Below are 16,725 nucleotides of genomic sequence, written 5' to 3'. Positions count from 1 at the left end.
TTATTATGATATGTTAATATAATGTTTCATTTAAGAGGTGTTTTATTAATGTAAACGTAACCTTGCTGACCTACCCTCATTTCTAATTTTGGAGACATATTATTAAACAAACTACTGTTGTATATGTCATTCTTTAAAATTAAAAAACACCGTAAGAAAACTCTCCGCACAAGTTTTTCAGCCCCTATTTTTTTGCCCATCAATAATTCAAAAGTGAAGTATTATGTATAAAGGATATACAGACGAACAACTTGTCGAATTATTAAAAAAAGGTAAAGACAAAGCATTTGATGAATTGTACTTTCGATATAGAGATTTACTGGTTCGGTTTGTTTATGCAAGAATGAAATCGGTTCCAATATCAGAAGAAATTGTTCAGGAAGTTTTTACCACAATTTGGGAACGACGTACGACAATTCTAATTCAAAAAAGTTTTATGGCATACATTTATACTTCAGTACGTTACAAAACTTTAGATTATATAAAATCGCATTCTGTTACAGATCAGTACATACAGGAAGTTCTGGACAGAAATACCGTTACTCAAACTTATACTAATACTACAGAAGACTCTATTTACTATGAAGAGCTTCAGGATGCGGTTGACAAAGCTGCAGACTTACTTCCCAAAAAAGCAAAAGAGGTTTTTATTCTAAGCCGCATCAAACATTATTCTAATAAAGAAATTGCCGAAGAACTAAACGTCTCCATCGAAACAGTAAAGTATCATATAACCTATGCATTGAAATTTATGCGGACTTATTTAGGTGAATTTAATTGATACAAATTCTCGGACTCTAATCCAGTCAATTTTTCTTAACACAAGCGTAACCTGATGCGCCTACCCAAAATTTCAATTTCCAAGACATACTATTAAAGACATAAAGAAATTATAATGCCTGACAAATTACAAGAAGAAATAAAACATTTTTTAGACGGGAAGTATTCTCCAAAAGGACAAGAAATGTGGAATAAATGGTACGATCGTACTAATGAATTTCCGGAGAATATAGAAATGATACAATCAGATCGTTCGAAACTAAAAAAAGAATTAAAACAAATCAAGAAAACCAATATTAGAGTTTTTAATCTTGATTATAAAAACTGGACCGTTGCGGCCTCTTTAATTGCTTTAATAGGGTTGTCAATGTTTTTTTACCAATCAACATTAGCAGCTGTAGAAACTAAACATTATGCAACAAAACCAGGCGAACGCGCAAAAGTAACTTTAAGCGATGGAACGCAGATATGGTTAAATGCAGGAAGCTTTTTAAAATATCCAAAAGAATTTAAAGGCAATACCAGAGAAGTGTATTTAACCGGAGAAGCTTTTTTTGATGTAGCCAAAGACAAAAAACATCCTTTTATAATTCATACTGATAAAATGGATACCAAAGTTCTGGGAACAAGTTTTAATGTTCAGGCTTATCCTGATCAAACCACGCAGGAAGTTTCGGTTTTAACCGGAAGAGTAAATGTAAAATCGACGGTAACAGAGGAAAATGTATATGTAACTCCGGGACAAAAAGTGGTTTTTAAATCAAAAAACAACAAACTGCAGGCATTTAAAGATATTCCGGTAAACACCATTTCATTATGGCGTAAAAACATTATGGTTTTTGAAGAAACACCTTTACCAGAGGTAATTGCAACTATAAACCGGAATTATAATGTGGCAATCGAAATTAAAAACAAGAACCTAAACGCACTCAAAATAAATGCCTATTTCAAAGAACTCTCTGCAGATCAGGTAGTGGCTTTGGTATGCAATATTGTAAATGCTGAATACAAAGTAGAAGGCGGTGTGTATAAAATACAATAGGTTTTTGTGAAAAGTAAAAAGTGAGAAATAAAAGTGAGAAAATCTGAAATCTAAAAGTCTAAAATCTAAAATTAAAAAACTATGAATGAAAAACAAAAGCGGTACGTCGTAAAGTTTCAAAGCATTAAAAAAGCTATGTTGGCAAAAGTAATCTTATTTATTGCTTTGTTTTTTACCGGATTAATAAACGCCGAAAACATTGATTTCGATAAAAAAGTAACTTTAAAAGTAGAAAATGAAAGTTTAAAGAATGTTTTTCAAAAAATTGAAAATCAGGCTAATGTACATTTTATGTACGAATCCAATCAAGTTAATACCAACCAAAAAATCAGTTTAAAACTTACTAATGTTTCGCTTGAGCAGGCATTAGACAAAATATGCGGCAATTTTTCGCTTAAATATGAAATTGTAAGCAACAATATCGTTATCAAAAAAACACAAAAAGTAGTTTCTGCAGATGATCAAAACAAAATTATAGTTTCTGGAACCGTTTACGGCGGAGACGATAATATGCCTTTACCAGGTGTTGGAATTAAAGATAAAGGTTCTAATGCAGCGGGAACAACAGATTTCGACGGAACTTTTAAATTGGAAATCAACGCATCTGAAGCTAATTTAGTTTTCTCGTATGTAGGATATGTTACGCAGGAAGTAAAAGTAAGCCAGACAAGCACTATTACAGTAAAATTACCAGCCGATATGAAACAGCTTCAGGAAGTTGTAGTAATGGGGTATGGAAGTGTAAAAAAGAACGAAGTTCTGGGAGCTGTAGGTTCTGTTTCCATGAAAGAAACTTCTAGCAGAACTTACAATAGTGCAGCCGAATTATTGCAGGGAACTGTTGCGGGTGTTACGGTTATTAATGACGGTGGTGACCCAACTGCATCGCCAACAATTAATATTCGTGGTATTGGATCTTTAAATGCTGAAACTCCGCTAATCGTTTTAGACGGAATTATTTACAGCGGTTCATTAAATACTATTAACCCAAATGATATTGCTTCGATAAGTGTTTTAAAAGATGCGGCATCGGCGGCGATTTACGGAGCAAGAGCTTCTGGAGGGGTAATTTTAATTACTTCGAAAAAAGGAATCTCAGACAAAATTAATGTTGATGTCAATTTTCAGGGAGGTTTTCAAAATGTAGCAAAAAAACTGGAGGTTTTAAATGCAGCAGAATATGCTGATGCAATGAATACAGCTCGTGATAACGCAGGATTACCAAGAATTCCGGCTTTTGATCCCGCATTTGAACCAACTGCAAGAACTACAAAAACAAACTGGATGGATGAAATTTTCCGTACAGGACAAATAAACGATTTATCGATTTCTGTAAACGGAAGAACTGAAAAATCTAATTTCTTTCTTTCTGGAAGTTATAGAAAAAATGAAGGGATTTTGCTAAATACTTATGGAGAGCGTTATACAGTTAGAGCGAATTCATCTTTTAAACTGGCACCTAATTTTACAATTGGTGAGAATCTTTCGTACTCATTAACAGACGGACAGACAGCTAATACTTCAAGTTCGTATACAGGAGCAATTCAAGCGGCAATTTTATATCCGCCAAACGCAACTATTTACAGAGAAGACGGTTCAGGACAATTTGGAGGAGTTCCTGAAAAATATATTGGTTCTTATGGAGACGTTATCAATCCGGTAGCGTATTTGAAAAGATTAGACAATAAAAATCCAATTTCTACCATTTTGATTAATCCTTATGCTGAATGGGAAATTGTTCCGGGCTTAAAAGTAAAATCTAACTGGGGATATACCAGAATTCAGGATAATGCAACAGATTTTACGGTAAAAGTTACAGAGCCGGGAAAAATATTTGATTTCAATAGATTGACATTGAAAAACTTAACCGTTACGGATTTATTAAGCGAACAGACTATTTCTTATGAAAAATCATTTGGAAAACATAATCTTAAAGCTTTAGCGGGATATACATACCAGGAAACTAAAAAAGATTTTTATACTGTTGAAGGAACTGGTTTTGATAACGAAGATCCATCACAGCGTTATTTATTGAATGCAAAATTAATTCAGCAGACAGCAGCCGGAAGATCAGATGAAATTATTTCTTCTTATGTAGGAAGAATTAATTACGATTTCAATCAAAAATATTTAATCTCAGGAATTGTTCGTCGTGACGGAACTTCAAAATTATTAGAAAATAACCGTTGGAAAGTATATCCGTCAGTTTCGGCAGGATGGTTAATTTCTGAAGAAGAATTCATGAAAGGTCTAAACCCAATTGTAAGCAATTTAAAATTACGTGCAAGCTGGGGACAAATAGGAAACTTAGGAAACCTTGGACCCTATCAGTTTAGTGTTCCTTTGGTGCAGACTCAGGCTTTAATTGGAGCAGTGCCATCAATTAATTATGGTTATGCTGAAAGCGAATTATCAAACCCGAATTTAAAATGGGAAAGTTCTGAACAGACCAATATCGGTTTAGACTTCACAATGCTGAATAATACTTTGGTAGGATCTGTTGATGCTTATGTGAAGAAAAACAAAGACATGTTGGTTCGTGACCAATTACCGGGAGTTTCAGGAACACCGCAAGGAAGAATTGTTAACTCTGGAGATGTTGAAAACAGAGGAATTGAGGTTAGTTTAACGTACCAGAAAACCCGCGGAGAATTTAAATATGATGTTACTGCAAATGCCGGATTCTTAAGCAACAAAATTGTTTCTATTAAAGACGATTTAAATTCATTAGAGCCTCTGGGTTTAAGCAGAGTTCGTAGTTTACCATTAGCTAATATCTATCAGGTTGGAAGCCCGGTTGGTGCTTTCTACGGATATGAAACTGACGGTTTATTCCAAAGTAATGAAGAAGCAAAAGCGTATGTAAACAAAGATGGTGTGGCATATCAGCCAAACGCAGTAGCGGGAGATATCAAATTTAAAGATGAAAACGGCGACGGTGTAATCAACAACAGCGACAGAAAAGTATTAGGAAGTCCGTTTCCAAAAACAACTTACAGCTTAAATGCTAATTTCAGATACAAAGGTTTCGATATGAATATCTTTTTCAGCGGAGCAGCAGGAAACAGTGTTTTCAATGCTGTAAAACATACAGGTTTAAACGCTTCTTTCCCAGGGTACAACTTATTAGCTGATTCTAAAGATGCGTGGTCGCCAACAAACAGAGATACAAATGTTCCGGTTCTTTCATCAACAGATAACAATAACAACTTCGGGCGTATTTCAGATTTGTATATTGAAGATGCATCTTTCTTAAGATTAAAAAATCTTTCTCTTGGGTACACAATTAAAGAAAGCTGGTTAAACGGAAAAGCAAAATTGAGATTCTTTATTTCTGGACAAAACCTATTTACAATTACTAAATATTCTGGAATGGATCCTGAAGTAGGACTTAAAAACTTTGGAATGGATTTAGGCAGATATCCGCTTTCACGTATTTATATGACAGGTGTTAACGCAACTTTTTAAAAAATAAAAACAACACACAATGAAAAAAATAAGTCTTTTATTATTGAGTTTTACGCTTTTAGTCGGCACAACGGCTTGCGAAAGCGAACTTGATGTTGTACCGCAGGGAGCACCTTCGAGCGGGAATTTCTGGAAAACTCCGGCAGACGCAAAGGCTGGTGTAAATTCAATTTACGCTTTGTATTCTGATGATAATATGTACGGCCGCGGTTTCTTTTGGCTGAACAATGCCAGCGATGACATCGGAACAAAACCAAGACAAAACGCAGAACGTATTAAAAACTTTATTGTTGATGGTGCAGAATCAGATACCAAAGATATCTGGAGAATTCACTACGAAATCATGAAACGATGCAACGACGTAATTCGTAACATTCCAAATATTCCTTTAGATGAAAAAACTAAAAACGGAATGTTGGGCGAAGCTTATTTCAATCATGCAGTAATGCATTTAGAATTGGCTTACCATTATGGAGACGATCGCGCGGGAATTCCAATTCAGGACAGAGAAAACCCAACAAACGTTTACGTGCCGCGTGCTAAAAACGTTGCAGAAAACTACGCATATATCGCTGCCGATTTAATTAAAGCAGCTGATTTACTGCCTTATTTTAATGAACTTTCGGCAGATAATTACGGGCGCGCTCATAAAACTGCCGCATGGGCTTATTTAGTTCGTACGTATTTGTATGCAAAAGACTGGGACAATGCTATAAAATATGCCAATATGATTGTAGCAAGCGGTAAACACAAACTGCTTGATAATTATGAAGATGTATTTAAAATTAAAAACAACTGGTCTACAGAATATATCTGGTCTGTAACATCAAGTGCCGAAAATACCTCTTTGGGTTCTATTTTTCCGGGAGTTTGTTTAGAAGATAAAGGCTGGGGAGTTTACAATGGCTGGGGAAATTTTTATCCAACAAAAGAATTGTTTGATACCTATGATCCAACTGATAAAAGAAGAAGCGCTACAATACTTCAAAAAGGCGATAAGTTTGTTTATTTTGGAGAAGAAGTAACTTTTAACGAAGGTGCTCATATTGTAAGCTCAAGTAACAGAACAGGTTATCAGTTTAAAAAATACATGGAGCCGTTTAGTTATCCAAAAACGACTTCAGGAGGAATTGATATTCGTTATGTAAATGCCAACGGAGATAAACCTTCAACAGCTTTAAACGTACCGCTTTTACGTTATGCCGATGTAATTTTAATGCTGGCTGAGGCAAAATTAATGAAAGGACAAAATGCCGATACTGAAATCAATATGATTCGTCACCGTGCTGGTCTTGGAGATCTTTCTGGAGCAACCATGACCGATTTAAAAAGAGAAAGAAGATGTGAGCTGGCAGGTGAGTGGACTGATCGTCATTTTGATTTAGTGAGATGGGGAGATGCTAAAGAAACTTACGCAAAACCATTGCACCATTATGACGGAAGTGTAATTTATCCGGCACGTAATTTCAACCCTGCAATTCACCATGTTTGGCCAATACCGCCAGATGAAATTGCAGTAAGCAAAGGCGCTTTGACTCAAAACCAAGGCTGGTAATTAAGCAAAAGTAGTTTAGTTTGTTGTTTATTTTTTTTTACGCTGCAGACTTGTTGTGGAGTCTGCAGGCAGTAAAAAAATATTACAGCATTTAATATCATAAAAACCAGTCTTTTTAAAGGACTGGTTTATGTTTTCGAATTAATTTCTAAAAGTTACCTACGGCTTTAGAAAAATAAAACCCATTTTCGATGAAAAAAATAATCACCCTTTTTTGCCTCCAGCTTTTTGTATTCGTGCAGGCGCAGGAATACACATCATCAAACATTCATTCTCATAACGATTATGCCAGTGCGCTTCCGTTTTACGGAGCTTATTCTAACGAAGCAGGCGTTATTGAGGCCGATGTATTTTTAGTAAACAATGAATTGTTTGTTGCCCATACATCAAAAGAAATTGCACAGCATAATACATTAAAAAGTATGTATTTGGAACCGCTTTCTGCTAAATTAAAGAATCTGGGCTCAAAAGCATATCCAGGCAATAAGCCTTTAATTTTAATGATCGACATTAAATCTGATGCCGATTCGACTTTAAAAGTAATTGCACAGCAGTTAAAAACTTATCCTGATATTACAGTAAATAAAAACATAAAAGTGGTTATTTCAGGAAACAGACCAAACCCTGCACAATGGAAAGACTATCCGGAGTTTATTTATTTTGACGGAAGACTGAATGAAAACTATACTGCAGATCAATTAGCAAGAGTTGAAATGATCAGTGAAGATTTGCATGAATTAACCGTTTGGAACGGAAAAGGAGTTCTAACACAAGCCGATTTAGAAAAAATCCAGTCAACGATTAGAAAAGTTCACAATCAGAATAAAAAAATACGTTTTTGGGCTACTCAGGATAATGTAAATACCTGGATGACTTTAATGAACCTGAAAGTTGATTTTATAGGAACAGATAATGTGGCAGAATTAACGCATTTTATCAACAATATCAAATCAACATTTTATCAAAATACAGAGTTTCATGAGGCGTATGTTCCTAAAAATGCATCGGCTTTCGCCAAAAAGAAACCAAAAAATGTTATTCTTTTAATTGGAGACGGAATGGGGTTAACGCAGATTTACTCTGGTTACACAGCGAATAAAGGACAGTTAAGCCTTTTTAATATTCCTACGCAGGGATTTTCGATAACCAAAGCATCAGACAGTTATATTACAGATTCTGCTGCAGGCGCAACGGCAATGGCAACAGGACATAAAACCAACAACAGATTTATAAGCGTTGACGAAAGCGGCAAAACATTAGAATTAATTACACAGCAATTAGCTAAGAAAAATTACAAAACCGCTATTATTTCGGCAGGAAATATTACAGATGCTACTCCGGCCGCTTTTTATGCACATCAGCCGGAAAGAAGTTACAGTGAACCAATTGCTTTTGATTTCCTGAGTAATCCATCGGATATATTAATTGGAGGCGGAACAAAAGAGTTTAAGGCCAGAAAAGACGGAAAAGATTTGTCTAAAACCCTGACCGAAAAAGGATATACTTTCTCTGATAAATTCAGTTCTTTGGATACAATCAAAAACAGCAGATTTGTGGTTTTAGAAGATGCAGCAGTAGTTTCTATGAAAAACGGAAGAGGTGATTTTTTAACCAAATCATTTGCCAAGACAGTCAATACTTTTTCTAAAACAAAGAATCCGTTTTTCATTATGGCCGAAGGTGCTCAAATCGATTACGGCGGACACAGCAATAATGTAGAATATGTGGTTCGCGAAATGCTTGATTTTGACAAACTAGTAGGGCAGGCGATGGAATTTGTAGACCATAATCCAGAAACACTTTTAATTGTAACAGCAGATCACGAAACAGGCGGATTATCTTTAATTGACGGAAGTATCGAAAAAGGTTATGTTCACGGAAGTTTTAGTACAAACGATCATACAGCAGTTCCGGTTCCGGTTTTTGCTTACGGAGCAGGTGCTCAAAACTTTTCAGGAGTGTATCAAAACACAGCGATTTATACGAAGATTTTAGAATCGCTTTCAATAAAATAATTCAATATTTTTCAAATAAAAAGCCCTTGTTAATGCAGGGGCTTTTTGTTTATATTTTCGATAATAAGATCAATTCGCTGTTGAAGTGTTAAATCGCCTGAAATCTTTAAAACAGGGAAATCAATAGAATTTAACCAGTTTTCGTGAGCTTGAAAATTTCTGCTGGCAATTCCGGTGTTGTTATCATAATCTGCAGCCCATTCCATAAAGTCTTCAAACTGTTTTATGCGGTCAGGATTGGTATAAATTACATTTCCATATCGTTCAAATTCTCTTTTTTTCAGTCTTTCCATTCTAATTTGCGGCGGAATCCATAAATATACAACCAAATCAAAATCAGGAAAAACATTTTCTCCCCATTGAAAAATAGAACCGCCCAAAATCCAATTCTCAGAATTTTCAAGATCCGATTTTATTTTAGAATTTCTTTCTTCAGGATTTCTCCTTAAAGTAAATGGAACATCTGATTTTTCCCAGAAATAGTCATCACTGTCAAAATATCTATAAGCAAGTTTTTCTGCTAATGCATTTCCTGTTGTGGTAACACCGCTTCCTGATGCACCAAAAATATGAATCTTCATTTTTTATAAATATTTAGCGGGTCAATATTACAAAACTTTTCAAAGCAGTTTAGTCAAAAAAATCATGTTTTGTATTAAAAAAATACCTTCAAAAATCGGTTGTAAATTAGCTTCTTCATTATACTATTTAGTATGATTAAAAATTACCTGAATACAGGTAATTTTTTGTGTTAATTAATTGATAATTAAATATTTAAGTTTTGTTGTTTTTGATTTAACAAAACAAAAGAAATGTTTTTCCTACTTTTATGTCGATTTTTTAACAAAAGGTATCTTCTTAAAATACTGGCACTTAAACATTAATCTATGAAGAGAAAACTACTTATTGGATTGCTATTTCTGTTTAGCAGTCTATCTTTATTATCGGCCAAAAACAATTTAAATATTCCCATTCCGGATTCAGAATATCAGGCTTTGGTAGATTTTTATAAAGCTACCGGAGAAGCCAGCTGGACGAACAAATGGAATACGAGAGAAAATAATCTGCATGAAGTAGCCTGGTATGGCGTTACGGTAGAAAACGGACACGTTACTGCTATCGATCTTAACAATACCAGTAACATTTCTGGTTCTATTCCAGCTTCATTTGGTAATCTGAAATATCTTAAATCGCTTTCTCTGTATGGAGGCGGTTATGCAAAAGATTTCAGCACGACAGATTTAAATGTTTTTTCAGAATTAGAAGCATTAGAAACGCTGGATTTAAGATACACCAAGTTAAAAGGCGTAATTCCAACATCGTGGTCAAAATTAAAAAAGCTTCAAACCCTTTATTTAAGTAATAATAACATTACTGGATTATCAGCAGGGTTTGGGCAGATGGAAAGTCTTGTAACTGTTGATCTTTCTCAAAACCAGATTACAACTTTAATTAAAGAATTAGAGAACTTAACGGCTCTTAGAAACTTAAATGTAACTTATAATAAAATTGCCACAGTTACAGCTTTACTGCCTAATATAGTAAGTCTTAGTATACAGTATCAGACACTTGGTCTTGAAAATATAACCTACAGAGGAACCGACTTAAAAATAGGCAATCTGCCTGGTGTAGTTTCGTACAGCAGAACAAAAAATGATTTTACCGCCAGACCAAAATTTGCTCTTTATGTGAGAGGATATGAAATTGCCAATAATATTGCAATGTCTGCCGACGGAAGTATCACAATTTCGGCATCTTATCTTTCTTCTTTAAAAAACGGTGATGAGGTTTACCTCTATCAGCAATACGATTATGACACAGGAGCTGTATCGAATTACAGCCGAATTTATTTTACAAATGTACAGGTTAACCAGCCGGCGGTTTCATCAATAGAATATCAGGCATTAGTTGATTTTTACAATGCCATGGGCGGCAGTAACTGGAATTACAAATGGGATATTAACGAAAACAATTTGAATCAGGGTGCATGGACAGGTTTAAGTATCGAAAACGGACATGTTACAGGTTTAGATTTAGGAAATACAAGCAGTGTTTCGGGGTCAATTCCGGCTTCATTTGGAAATTTAAAGTATTTAAAGAATCTTTCGCTTTATGGTGGAAATTATTCAAAAAACCTAAGCACAACAGATTTAGGCGTTTTATCTGAATTGCAATCGCTTGAAACATTAAATTTAGAATATTGCAGAATTTCGAGTGCAATTCCGTCTTCATGGAGTAAATTAAAAAAACTAAAAACCATCATTATATCTGGTAACACTATTGCAGGACTGCCTGAAGAATTGGGCGAAATAGAAAGCTTAGTTACATTAGAGGCAAACAACAACCAGATAAAATCGATTCCTGCTTCAGTAGGAAATCTCGCGAATCTGGTTACCTTGAATTTATCCTACAACCAGATTACGACATTAGTAAAAGAACTGGAAAATGTAAATACATTAAGAACATTAAACATTAACAGCAACAGTATATCGGTTGTTTCTGCGTTGTTAAGCAGTACGGTTAATTTAAATCTTACTTCTCAAAACATAAATGTTGAAGGCATTATTTACACAGGTTCTGATTTAAAAATAGAAACACTGCCAAATACAACGTATTACAACAGAACCAAAAATGATTTTTCTTCCAGAAGAAACTACTATGTATACGTGGGAGGAAATCAGGTAGGAAATCTTATCACGGCAGCGGCAGACGGCAGTGTTATAATTCCGGCATCTTATTTATCTTCAATAAGAACAGGAGATCAGTTTTATTTGTATCAAAATTACGATTATAACGAAGGAGGTACTGCCCATTATTCAAGAATCAATTTTGTAAATGTAAAAGTAGAGCAGCCACAAATCCCGGATGCAGAATATCAGGCTTTGGTTGATATTTACAATGCCATGGGAGGTGCAAACTGGAACAACAAATGGGATGTTTCATCAAATAATCTGCATGAAGGAGCTTGGTATGGCGTGAGCATTGAAAACGGACATATTACAGGATTAAGTTTTAATAATACCTGGAACGTTTCAGGAACAGTTCCGGCTTCTATAGGAAATCTTAAATATTTAAAAAATCTTTCATTTTATGCAGGAAGCTACAGCAAAAATTTAAGCACAACCGATTTAAACGTTTTTTCTGAATTAGAATCTTTAGAAACTTTAGATCTTCAATACAGCAAAGTAAAAGGCGATATTCCGGCTTCATGGAATAAACTGAAAAAACTAAAAACAGCCTATTTAGGTTATAATACTTTAACTGCTTTACCAGAAAATATTGATGCTATGGAAAGTCTTGTAACTCTTGGAGTACAAGGCAACCAGTTAAAAAGCATTCCGGTTTCTATAGGTAATCTGACTAAACTTGTAACTTTAGAATTATCAGATAACCAGATAGAAGTTCTTATAAAAGAATTGGAAAACATTAGCACGCTTAGAACTTTAAATCTTCAAAGTAATAATATAAAAGATGTCAAAGCATTGCTAAACAGTAATGTAAGTCTAAATCTTCATTATCAAAATATAAATGTAGAAGGACTAATTTATACCGGCGTAGATTTAAAAGTCGAAACACTGCCTAATCCTGTTTATTACAACAGAACAAACAACGATTTTACAGCCAGAAGAACCTTTTCGGTATATGTAGGAGGAAATCAGGTGGGCAGTACAATTACTGCAGACGAAGACGGAAGCATTGTAATTCCGGCATCTTATTTATCGTCTATTAAAACCGGCGATTTGTTTTATTTGTATCAGCCTTATGATTATTATAACGGAAGTGTTACTAATTATTCAAGAATCAACTTTGTAAATGTAAAAGTAGACCAGCCAAAAATTCCGGATGAAGAATATCAGGCATTAGTTGATTTTTATACTGTTATGAATGGTACAAACTGGACAAATAAATGGAATGTTGCCGAAAACAATCTTCATGAAGGTGCATGGTATGGCGTAAGTATTGAAAACGGACATATCTCAGGACTTAACCTTAACAATAACAGTTCAGTAAGAGGAGCGATTCCGGCTTCGATTAAAGATTTAAAATATCTTAAAACTTTATCTCTTTACGGCGGAAGTTACAGCAAAGATTTTAATACCACAGACTTGGCAGTTTTATCTGAACTTGAAAACCTGGAATATTTAGATTTAAGATATACCAAAATTAAAGGTGATATTCCTGCTTCATGGAACAAATTAAAAAAGGTAAATACACTTTATCTGGGCTACAACGCACTTACGGCTTTGCCGGAAGATTTTGGAGGAATGGAAAGTCTGGTAACAGTCGATTTGGCTTCAAACGAAATAAAAGTAATTCCGGCTTCGACAGGAAATCTGGCTTCTTTAAAAACTTTAGATTTATCGTATAATAAAATTGAAGTGCTTATTAAAGATTTGGAAAAAAACACAGCTTTAACGAGTCTGAATTTATCGAATAATAAAGTTGGCGTAATTCAGGGAATGTTGACAAACCGCGTAAGCTTGAATTTAAATTATCAGACTTTAAGCGTTGAGAACTTTTTATATGAAGGAACCGATGTTAAAGTGAGCAATCTTCCAAGCACTATTCTTTACAATAAATCAAGCAACGATTTTTCTGCTCAAAGACCCTTTAGATTGTATGTAAAAGGTGAGCAGATAGGAAGTAATATTACAGTTGCCAGCGATGGAACAATTACAATTCCGGCAGATTATCTGGCAACTTTAAAAACCGGAGATGAATTGTATTTATATCAGCCTTATGAAGGATCTGAAGCTTCTCCAAACTACTCTAGTGTCTATTTTACCAACGTAAAAGTAGATCAGCCAAAAATTCCAGATGCAGAATATCAGGCTTTGGTAGATTTCTATAATGCCATGAATGGGGCAAACTGGAACAATAAATGGGTAACGGCAGAAAACAATCTGCATGAAGGAGCGTGGTATGGCGTAAGTATTCAAAACGGACATATTACAGGATTAAACCTAAACAATAATTCGAATGTTTCCGGAGCAATTCCGGCATCGTTTGCCAATTTAAAATATTTAAAAAACCTTTCTTTATTTGGAGGAAATTATACAAAAAATCTAAGCACAACTGATTTAGGAATTATTTCAGGCCTTGAATCTTTAGAGATTTTAGATCTTAGATATACAAGGTTAAAAGGTGTTATTCCATCGTCATGGAGCAAACTGCAGTCATTAAAAACGTTGTATTTAAGTAATAATAACATTGAAGATGCAGATGAAGCCCTGGCACATTTACCTCTTTTAAAAACAGTAGATTTTAGTTATCAAACCATTACAATTCCAACTATCGAGGTAGGAGCAAACGAACTGGTTATAAACCTGCCGGTTTTATCAACTTTTTTGTTTAATACTAATGGCGGTGTTATTAATAATAAAAACTATTTTACACTTTACATTAATGGTGTTAATAAAGCCTCAAATTATTCTAACAGCGAAGGAAAATTAATCTTCAAAGACATAGCTTTATTTGGAATTAAACTAACTGACAAAATCAGCATTCAGCAGAATGATGGTACAGCACAGCAAACTACTATTAATTATACTCAGGTAGTTTTTGGAAAACCATTAACAGATGAAGAATTTGAGATTTTGAAAAAAATCTACGCGAGTACAAACGGAACACAGTGGACTCAGAAATGGGATATTTCGCAAAATAAACTTCATGAAATAAGCTGGTACGGAGTTGGAACAAAAGACGGACACGTTGTTTCGTTGAGTTTATCTGCCAATAATCTATCAGGATCGCTTCCTGCTGAGTTGTCTGATTTAACGCATTTAGAGACTTTAAACCTGCAGTCGAATGCCATTGAAGGGGCTCTGCCGTCTGATTTAGGAAGGCTGACCAGTTTAAAAACACTTAATTTACAATCGAACAAATTTACAGGAACACTGCCGGTTTTATCGGGAATTTCAGGATTGAAAAAACTTTCAATTGCAGGAAATACTTTCAAAGGAACAATTCCGGGGCATTTCAATGATTTCGAAAATATCGAACAAATTGATCTTTCAAACAATGGTTTTGATGCTTTAGAAAGACCATTTACTTACGATCTGGCTAAAGTTTACATTAATTTAAGAGGACAGGTTATTGCCAAAGATGAATATCTTTATTTAAAAGGCGACGAAATAGTTGTAGATCTTCCAGCAATTACAACTTATAATGAAACCACTCAGGATTATTCAGGACAATACCAGTTTGAACTGCAGGCTAATAATTTCAAAATTTCTGAAGCCACAGTTTCAGGTAATACCATAACATTCCCAAATATTTCTGTGGCGGGTATACCTGCGGGTGCAAAAATTGCAATTTGGCAGAAAAACGGAACTTCGCAGGGAACTTATGTTCAATTTAAAGGAATTGCCGATGGTTCTGAAACGCCTTTAATTGCCGAAGAATATGATGCTTTAGTGGCATTTTTCCAAAGCGCAGGCGGAACAGGATGGAAAGAAGTCTGGGATACATCATCAAACAATCTTCATGAAAAGAAATGGAAAGGTGTAACGACAAACGACGGACACGTAATATCTATTAATCTTCCTGATAACAACTTAACCGGAAATATCAGCCCGGAAATTGGAAAATTCAGCGAACTGCAAAACCTAAATCTGGCTAAAAATAAACTAACAGGAACAATCCCTGAAAGTGTATCAAAAATAACCAAGCTAAAAACAGTTGACCTTTCAGAAAACGAACTGACGGGAATTGATGCTGCGTTTTTACCAGCAGTGAATTTTAAAATTGACCGTCAGAAAATTAATTTGGGAGAACTGCCTTTAACATTAAATGCTGTTTTAAAAGATCAAAAAATCAACCGTTACGATCATACCAATTCGATTTTTAATGCCACTCAGTCGTATAACATGACTTTGAAGGATTATTTCCAAATGGTTACAGTTCCTGAAGACGGCATTAAACTGACCAATATTTTAAGCGAATGGAATGTGCCAAACAACCAGACTTTAGAATTAAGACAAATCGCCGGATCTGCCAGAAACAGTGTACTAACGTATACCATAACGTACAGAGAAGGAGATTCTAATTTAGACGGAATTGTAAATATTCTGGATATTCAATCGACTTTGAATTATACATTAAGCCAAAAACCAAAATTCTTTAATTATGGTGCGGCAGATATCAATAAGGATAAAAACCTAAACGTACTGGATATTATTTCATTGATTAATAAAATCCAGTCCGGAACACTTGAAAATCCTGCAAGCGCAAAACGTATGGCTTTTACGGACAATGAAGATGTTGTTTTAAGTATTGAAGATAATACGCTTTTTATCGACAATCAGTCGGTTTCGACAGCAGCATTTGATATTCGTTTAAAAGGCGGCAGCAAAGCACAGACAGAAGAGCTTCTTTCTGGTTTGGGTTATACGGTTTCAGTCGCAGAACGTCAGGGCGAAATTAGCATTGTAGGTTTCTCTATGGATAAATCACTTTCACGAAAACAAGCTATTGCAAAAGTATCAGCTCAAACAGAAATTTTATCTGCCGTGATTTCAAATACAGAGGCAAACGCATTGACCTATAAAATTTCTAAAAATTTGGGTGTTGACGATAGTAATAAAGACAATGCAATTGCGCTTTCAAATTATCCAAATCCATTTACGGATCAAACTGTAATTCAATATCATTTACCTGAAAATGAAGACAAAGCGACACTAAAAGTTTTTGATACAACCGGAAGAACTGTTTACATACAGTCTGATCTTGATGCATCACAAGGAAATCATGAATTTACTTTTCAGCGAAGAGATCTTGCATCGGGAATCTATTTCTATACCATCGAAATACAAAATGGAGCAAAACCTGCCATTTTTAAAGGAAAAATGTTAATACAATAAACT

Annotated in this window: 7 protein-coding genes; 6 read left to right on the top strand and 1 reads right to left on the bottom strand. The window is 34.7% G+C overall.

What is annotated here, in order from left to right; all coding sequences use genetic code 11:
- The first annotated feature begins 223 nt into the window (after positions 1–223).
- The 5 genes from FJOH_RS16865 (at position 224) to FJOH_RS16845 (ending at position 8,860) form a co-directional block, all read left to right on the top strand.
- Positions 224–781, top strand: a complete 558-nt coding sequence (locus tag FJOH_RS16865; RefSeq protein ID WP_012025238.1) for an RNA polymerase sigma-70 factor — start codon at positions 224–226, stop codon at positions 779–781.
- Positions 782–895: 114 nt separating this feature from the next.
- Positions 896–1,822, top strand: coding sequence for a FecR family protein (locus FJOH_RS16860; RefSeq protein WP_012025237.1), 927 nt, complete (start codon positions 896–898; stop codon positions 1,820–1,822).
- A gap of 81 nt (positions 1,823–1,903) precedes the next feature.
- Entirely contained in the window at positions 1,904–5,290 is a 3,387-nt protein-coding gene (locus FJOH_RS16855) for a SusC/RagA family TonB-linked outer membrane protein (protein ID WP_012025236.1), read from the top strand.
- A gap of 19 nt (positions 5,291–5,309) precedes the next feature.
- Positions 5,310–6,845 carry a RagB/SusD family nutrient uptake outer membrane protein gene (locus FJOH_RS16850; RefSeq protein WP_012025235.1) on the top strand — a complete coding sequence of 512 codons (1,536 nt, stop codon included), beginning with the start codon at positions 5,310–5,312 and terminating at the stop codon, positions 6,843–6,845.
- Between the two features lie 191 nt (positions 6,846–7,036).
- Positions 7,037–8,860 carry an alkaline phosphatase gene (locus FJOH_RS16845; protein ID WP_012025234.1) on the top strand — a complete coding sequence of 608 codons (1,824 nt, stop codon included), beginning with the start codon at positions 7,037–7,039 and terminating at the stop codon, positions 8,858–8,860.
- A gap of 29 nt (positions 8,861–8,889) precedes the next feature.
- Here the strand turns inward: FJOH_RS16845 and FJOH_RS16840 are convergent, their stop codons facing one another.
- Complete coding sequence (locus FJOH_RS16840; RefSeq protein WP_012025233.1) at positions 8,890–9,441, bottom strand: ATP-binding protein; 552 nt, start codon at positions 9,439–9,441, stop codon at positions 8,890–8,892.
- A gap of 306 nt (positions 9,442–9,747) precedes the next feature.
- Here FJOH_RS16840 and FJOH_RS27450 point away from each other — a divergent pair, with 306 nt between their 5' ends.
- Positions 9,748–16,722 carry a leucine-rich repeat domain-containing protein gene (locus FJOH_RS27450; protein WP_012025232.1) on the top strand — a complete coding sequence of 2,325 codons (6,975 nt, stop codon included), beginning with the start codon at positions 9,748–9,750 and terminating at the stop codon, positions 16,720–16,722.
- The last annotated feature ends 3 nt before the right edge of the window (positions 16,723–16,725 follow it).

The sequence above is a fragment of the Flavobacterium johnsoniae UW101 genome (genome assembly GCF_000016645.1).
GTDB classification, from domain to species: Bacteria; Bacteroidota; Bacteroidia; order Flavobacteriales; family Flavobacteriaceae; genus Flavobacterium; species Flavobacterium johnsoniae.
This window is presented reverse-complemented; position numbering and strand designations above follow the sequence as displayed.

Excerpts from the sequence above, each read along its gene's own strand:
- FJOH_RS16865 (WP_012025238.1), top strand. The coding sequence starts at position 224 with ATGTATAAAGGATATACAGACGAACAACTTGTCGAATTATTAAAAAAA.
- FJOH_RS16860 (WP_012025237.1), top strand. The coding sequence starts at position 896 with ATGCCTGACAAATTACAAGAAGAAATAAAACATTTTTTAGACGGGAAG.
- FJOH_RS16855 (WP_012025236.1), top strand. The coding sequence starts at position 1,904 with ATGAATGAAAAACAAAAGCGGTACGTCGTAAAGTTTCAAAGCATTAAA.
- FJOH_RS16850 (WP_012025235.1), top strand. The coding sequence starts at position 5,310 with ATGAAAAAAATAAGTCTTTTATTATTGAGTTTTACGCTTTTAGTCGGC.
- FJOH_RS16845 (WP_012025234.1), top strand. The coding sequence starts at position 7,037 with ATGAAAAAAATAATCACCCTTTTTTGCCTCCAGCTTTTTGTATTCGTG.
- FJOH_RS16840 (WP_012025233.1), bottom strand. The coding sequence starts at position 9,441 with ATGAAGATTCATATTTTTGGTGCATCAGGAAGCGGTGTTACCACAACA.
- FJOH_RS27450 (WP_012025232.1), top strand. The coding sequence starts at position 9,748 with ATGAAGAGAAAACTACTTATTGGATTGCTATTTCTGTTTAGCAGTCTA.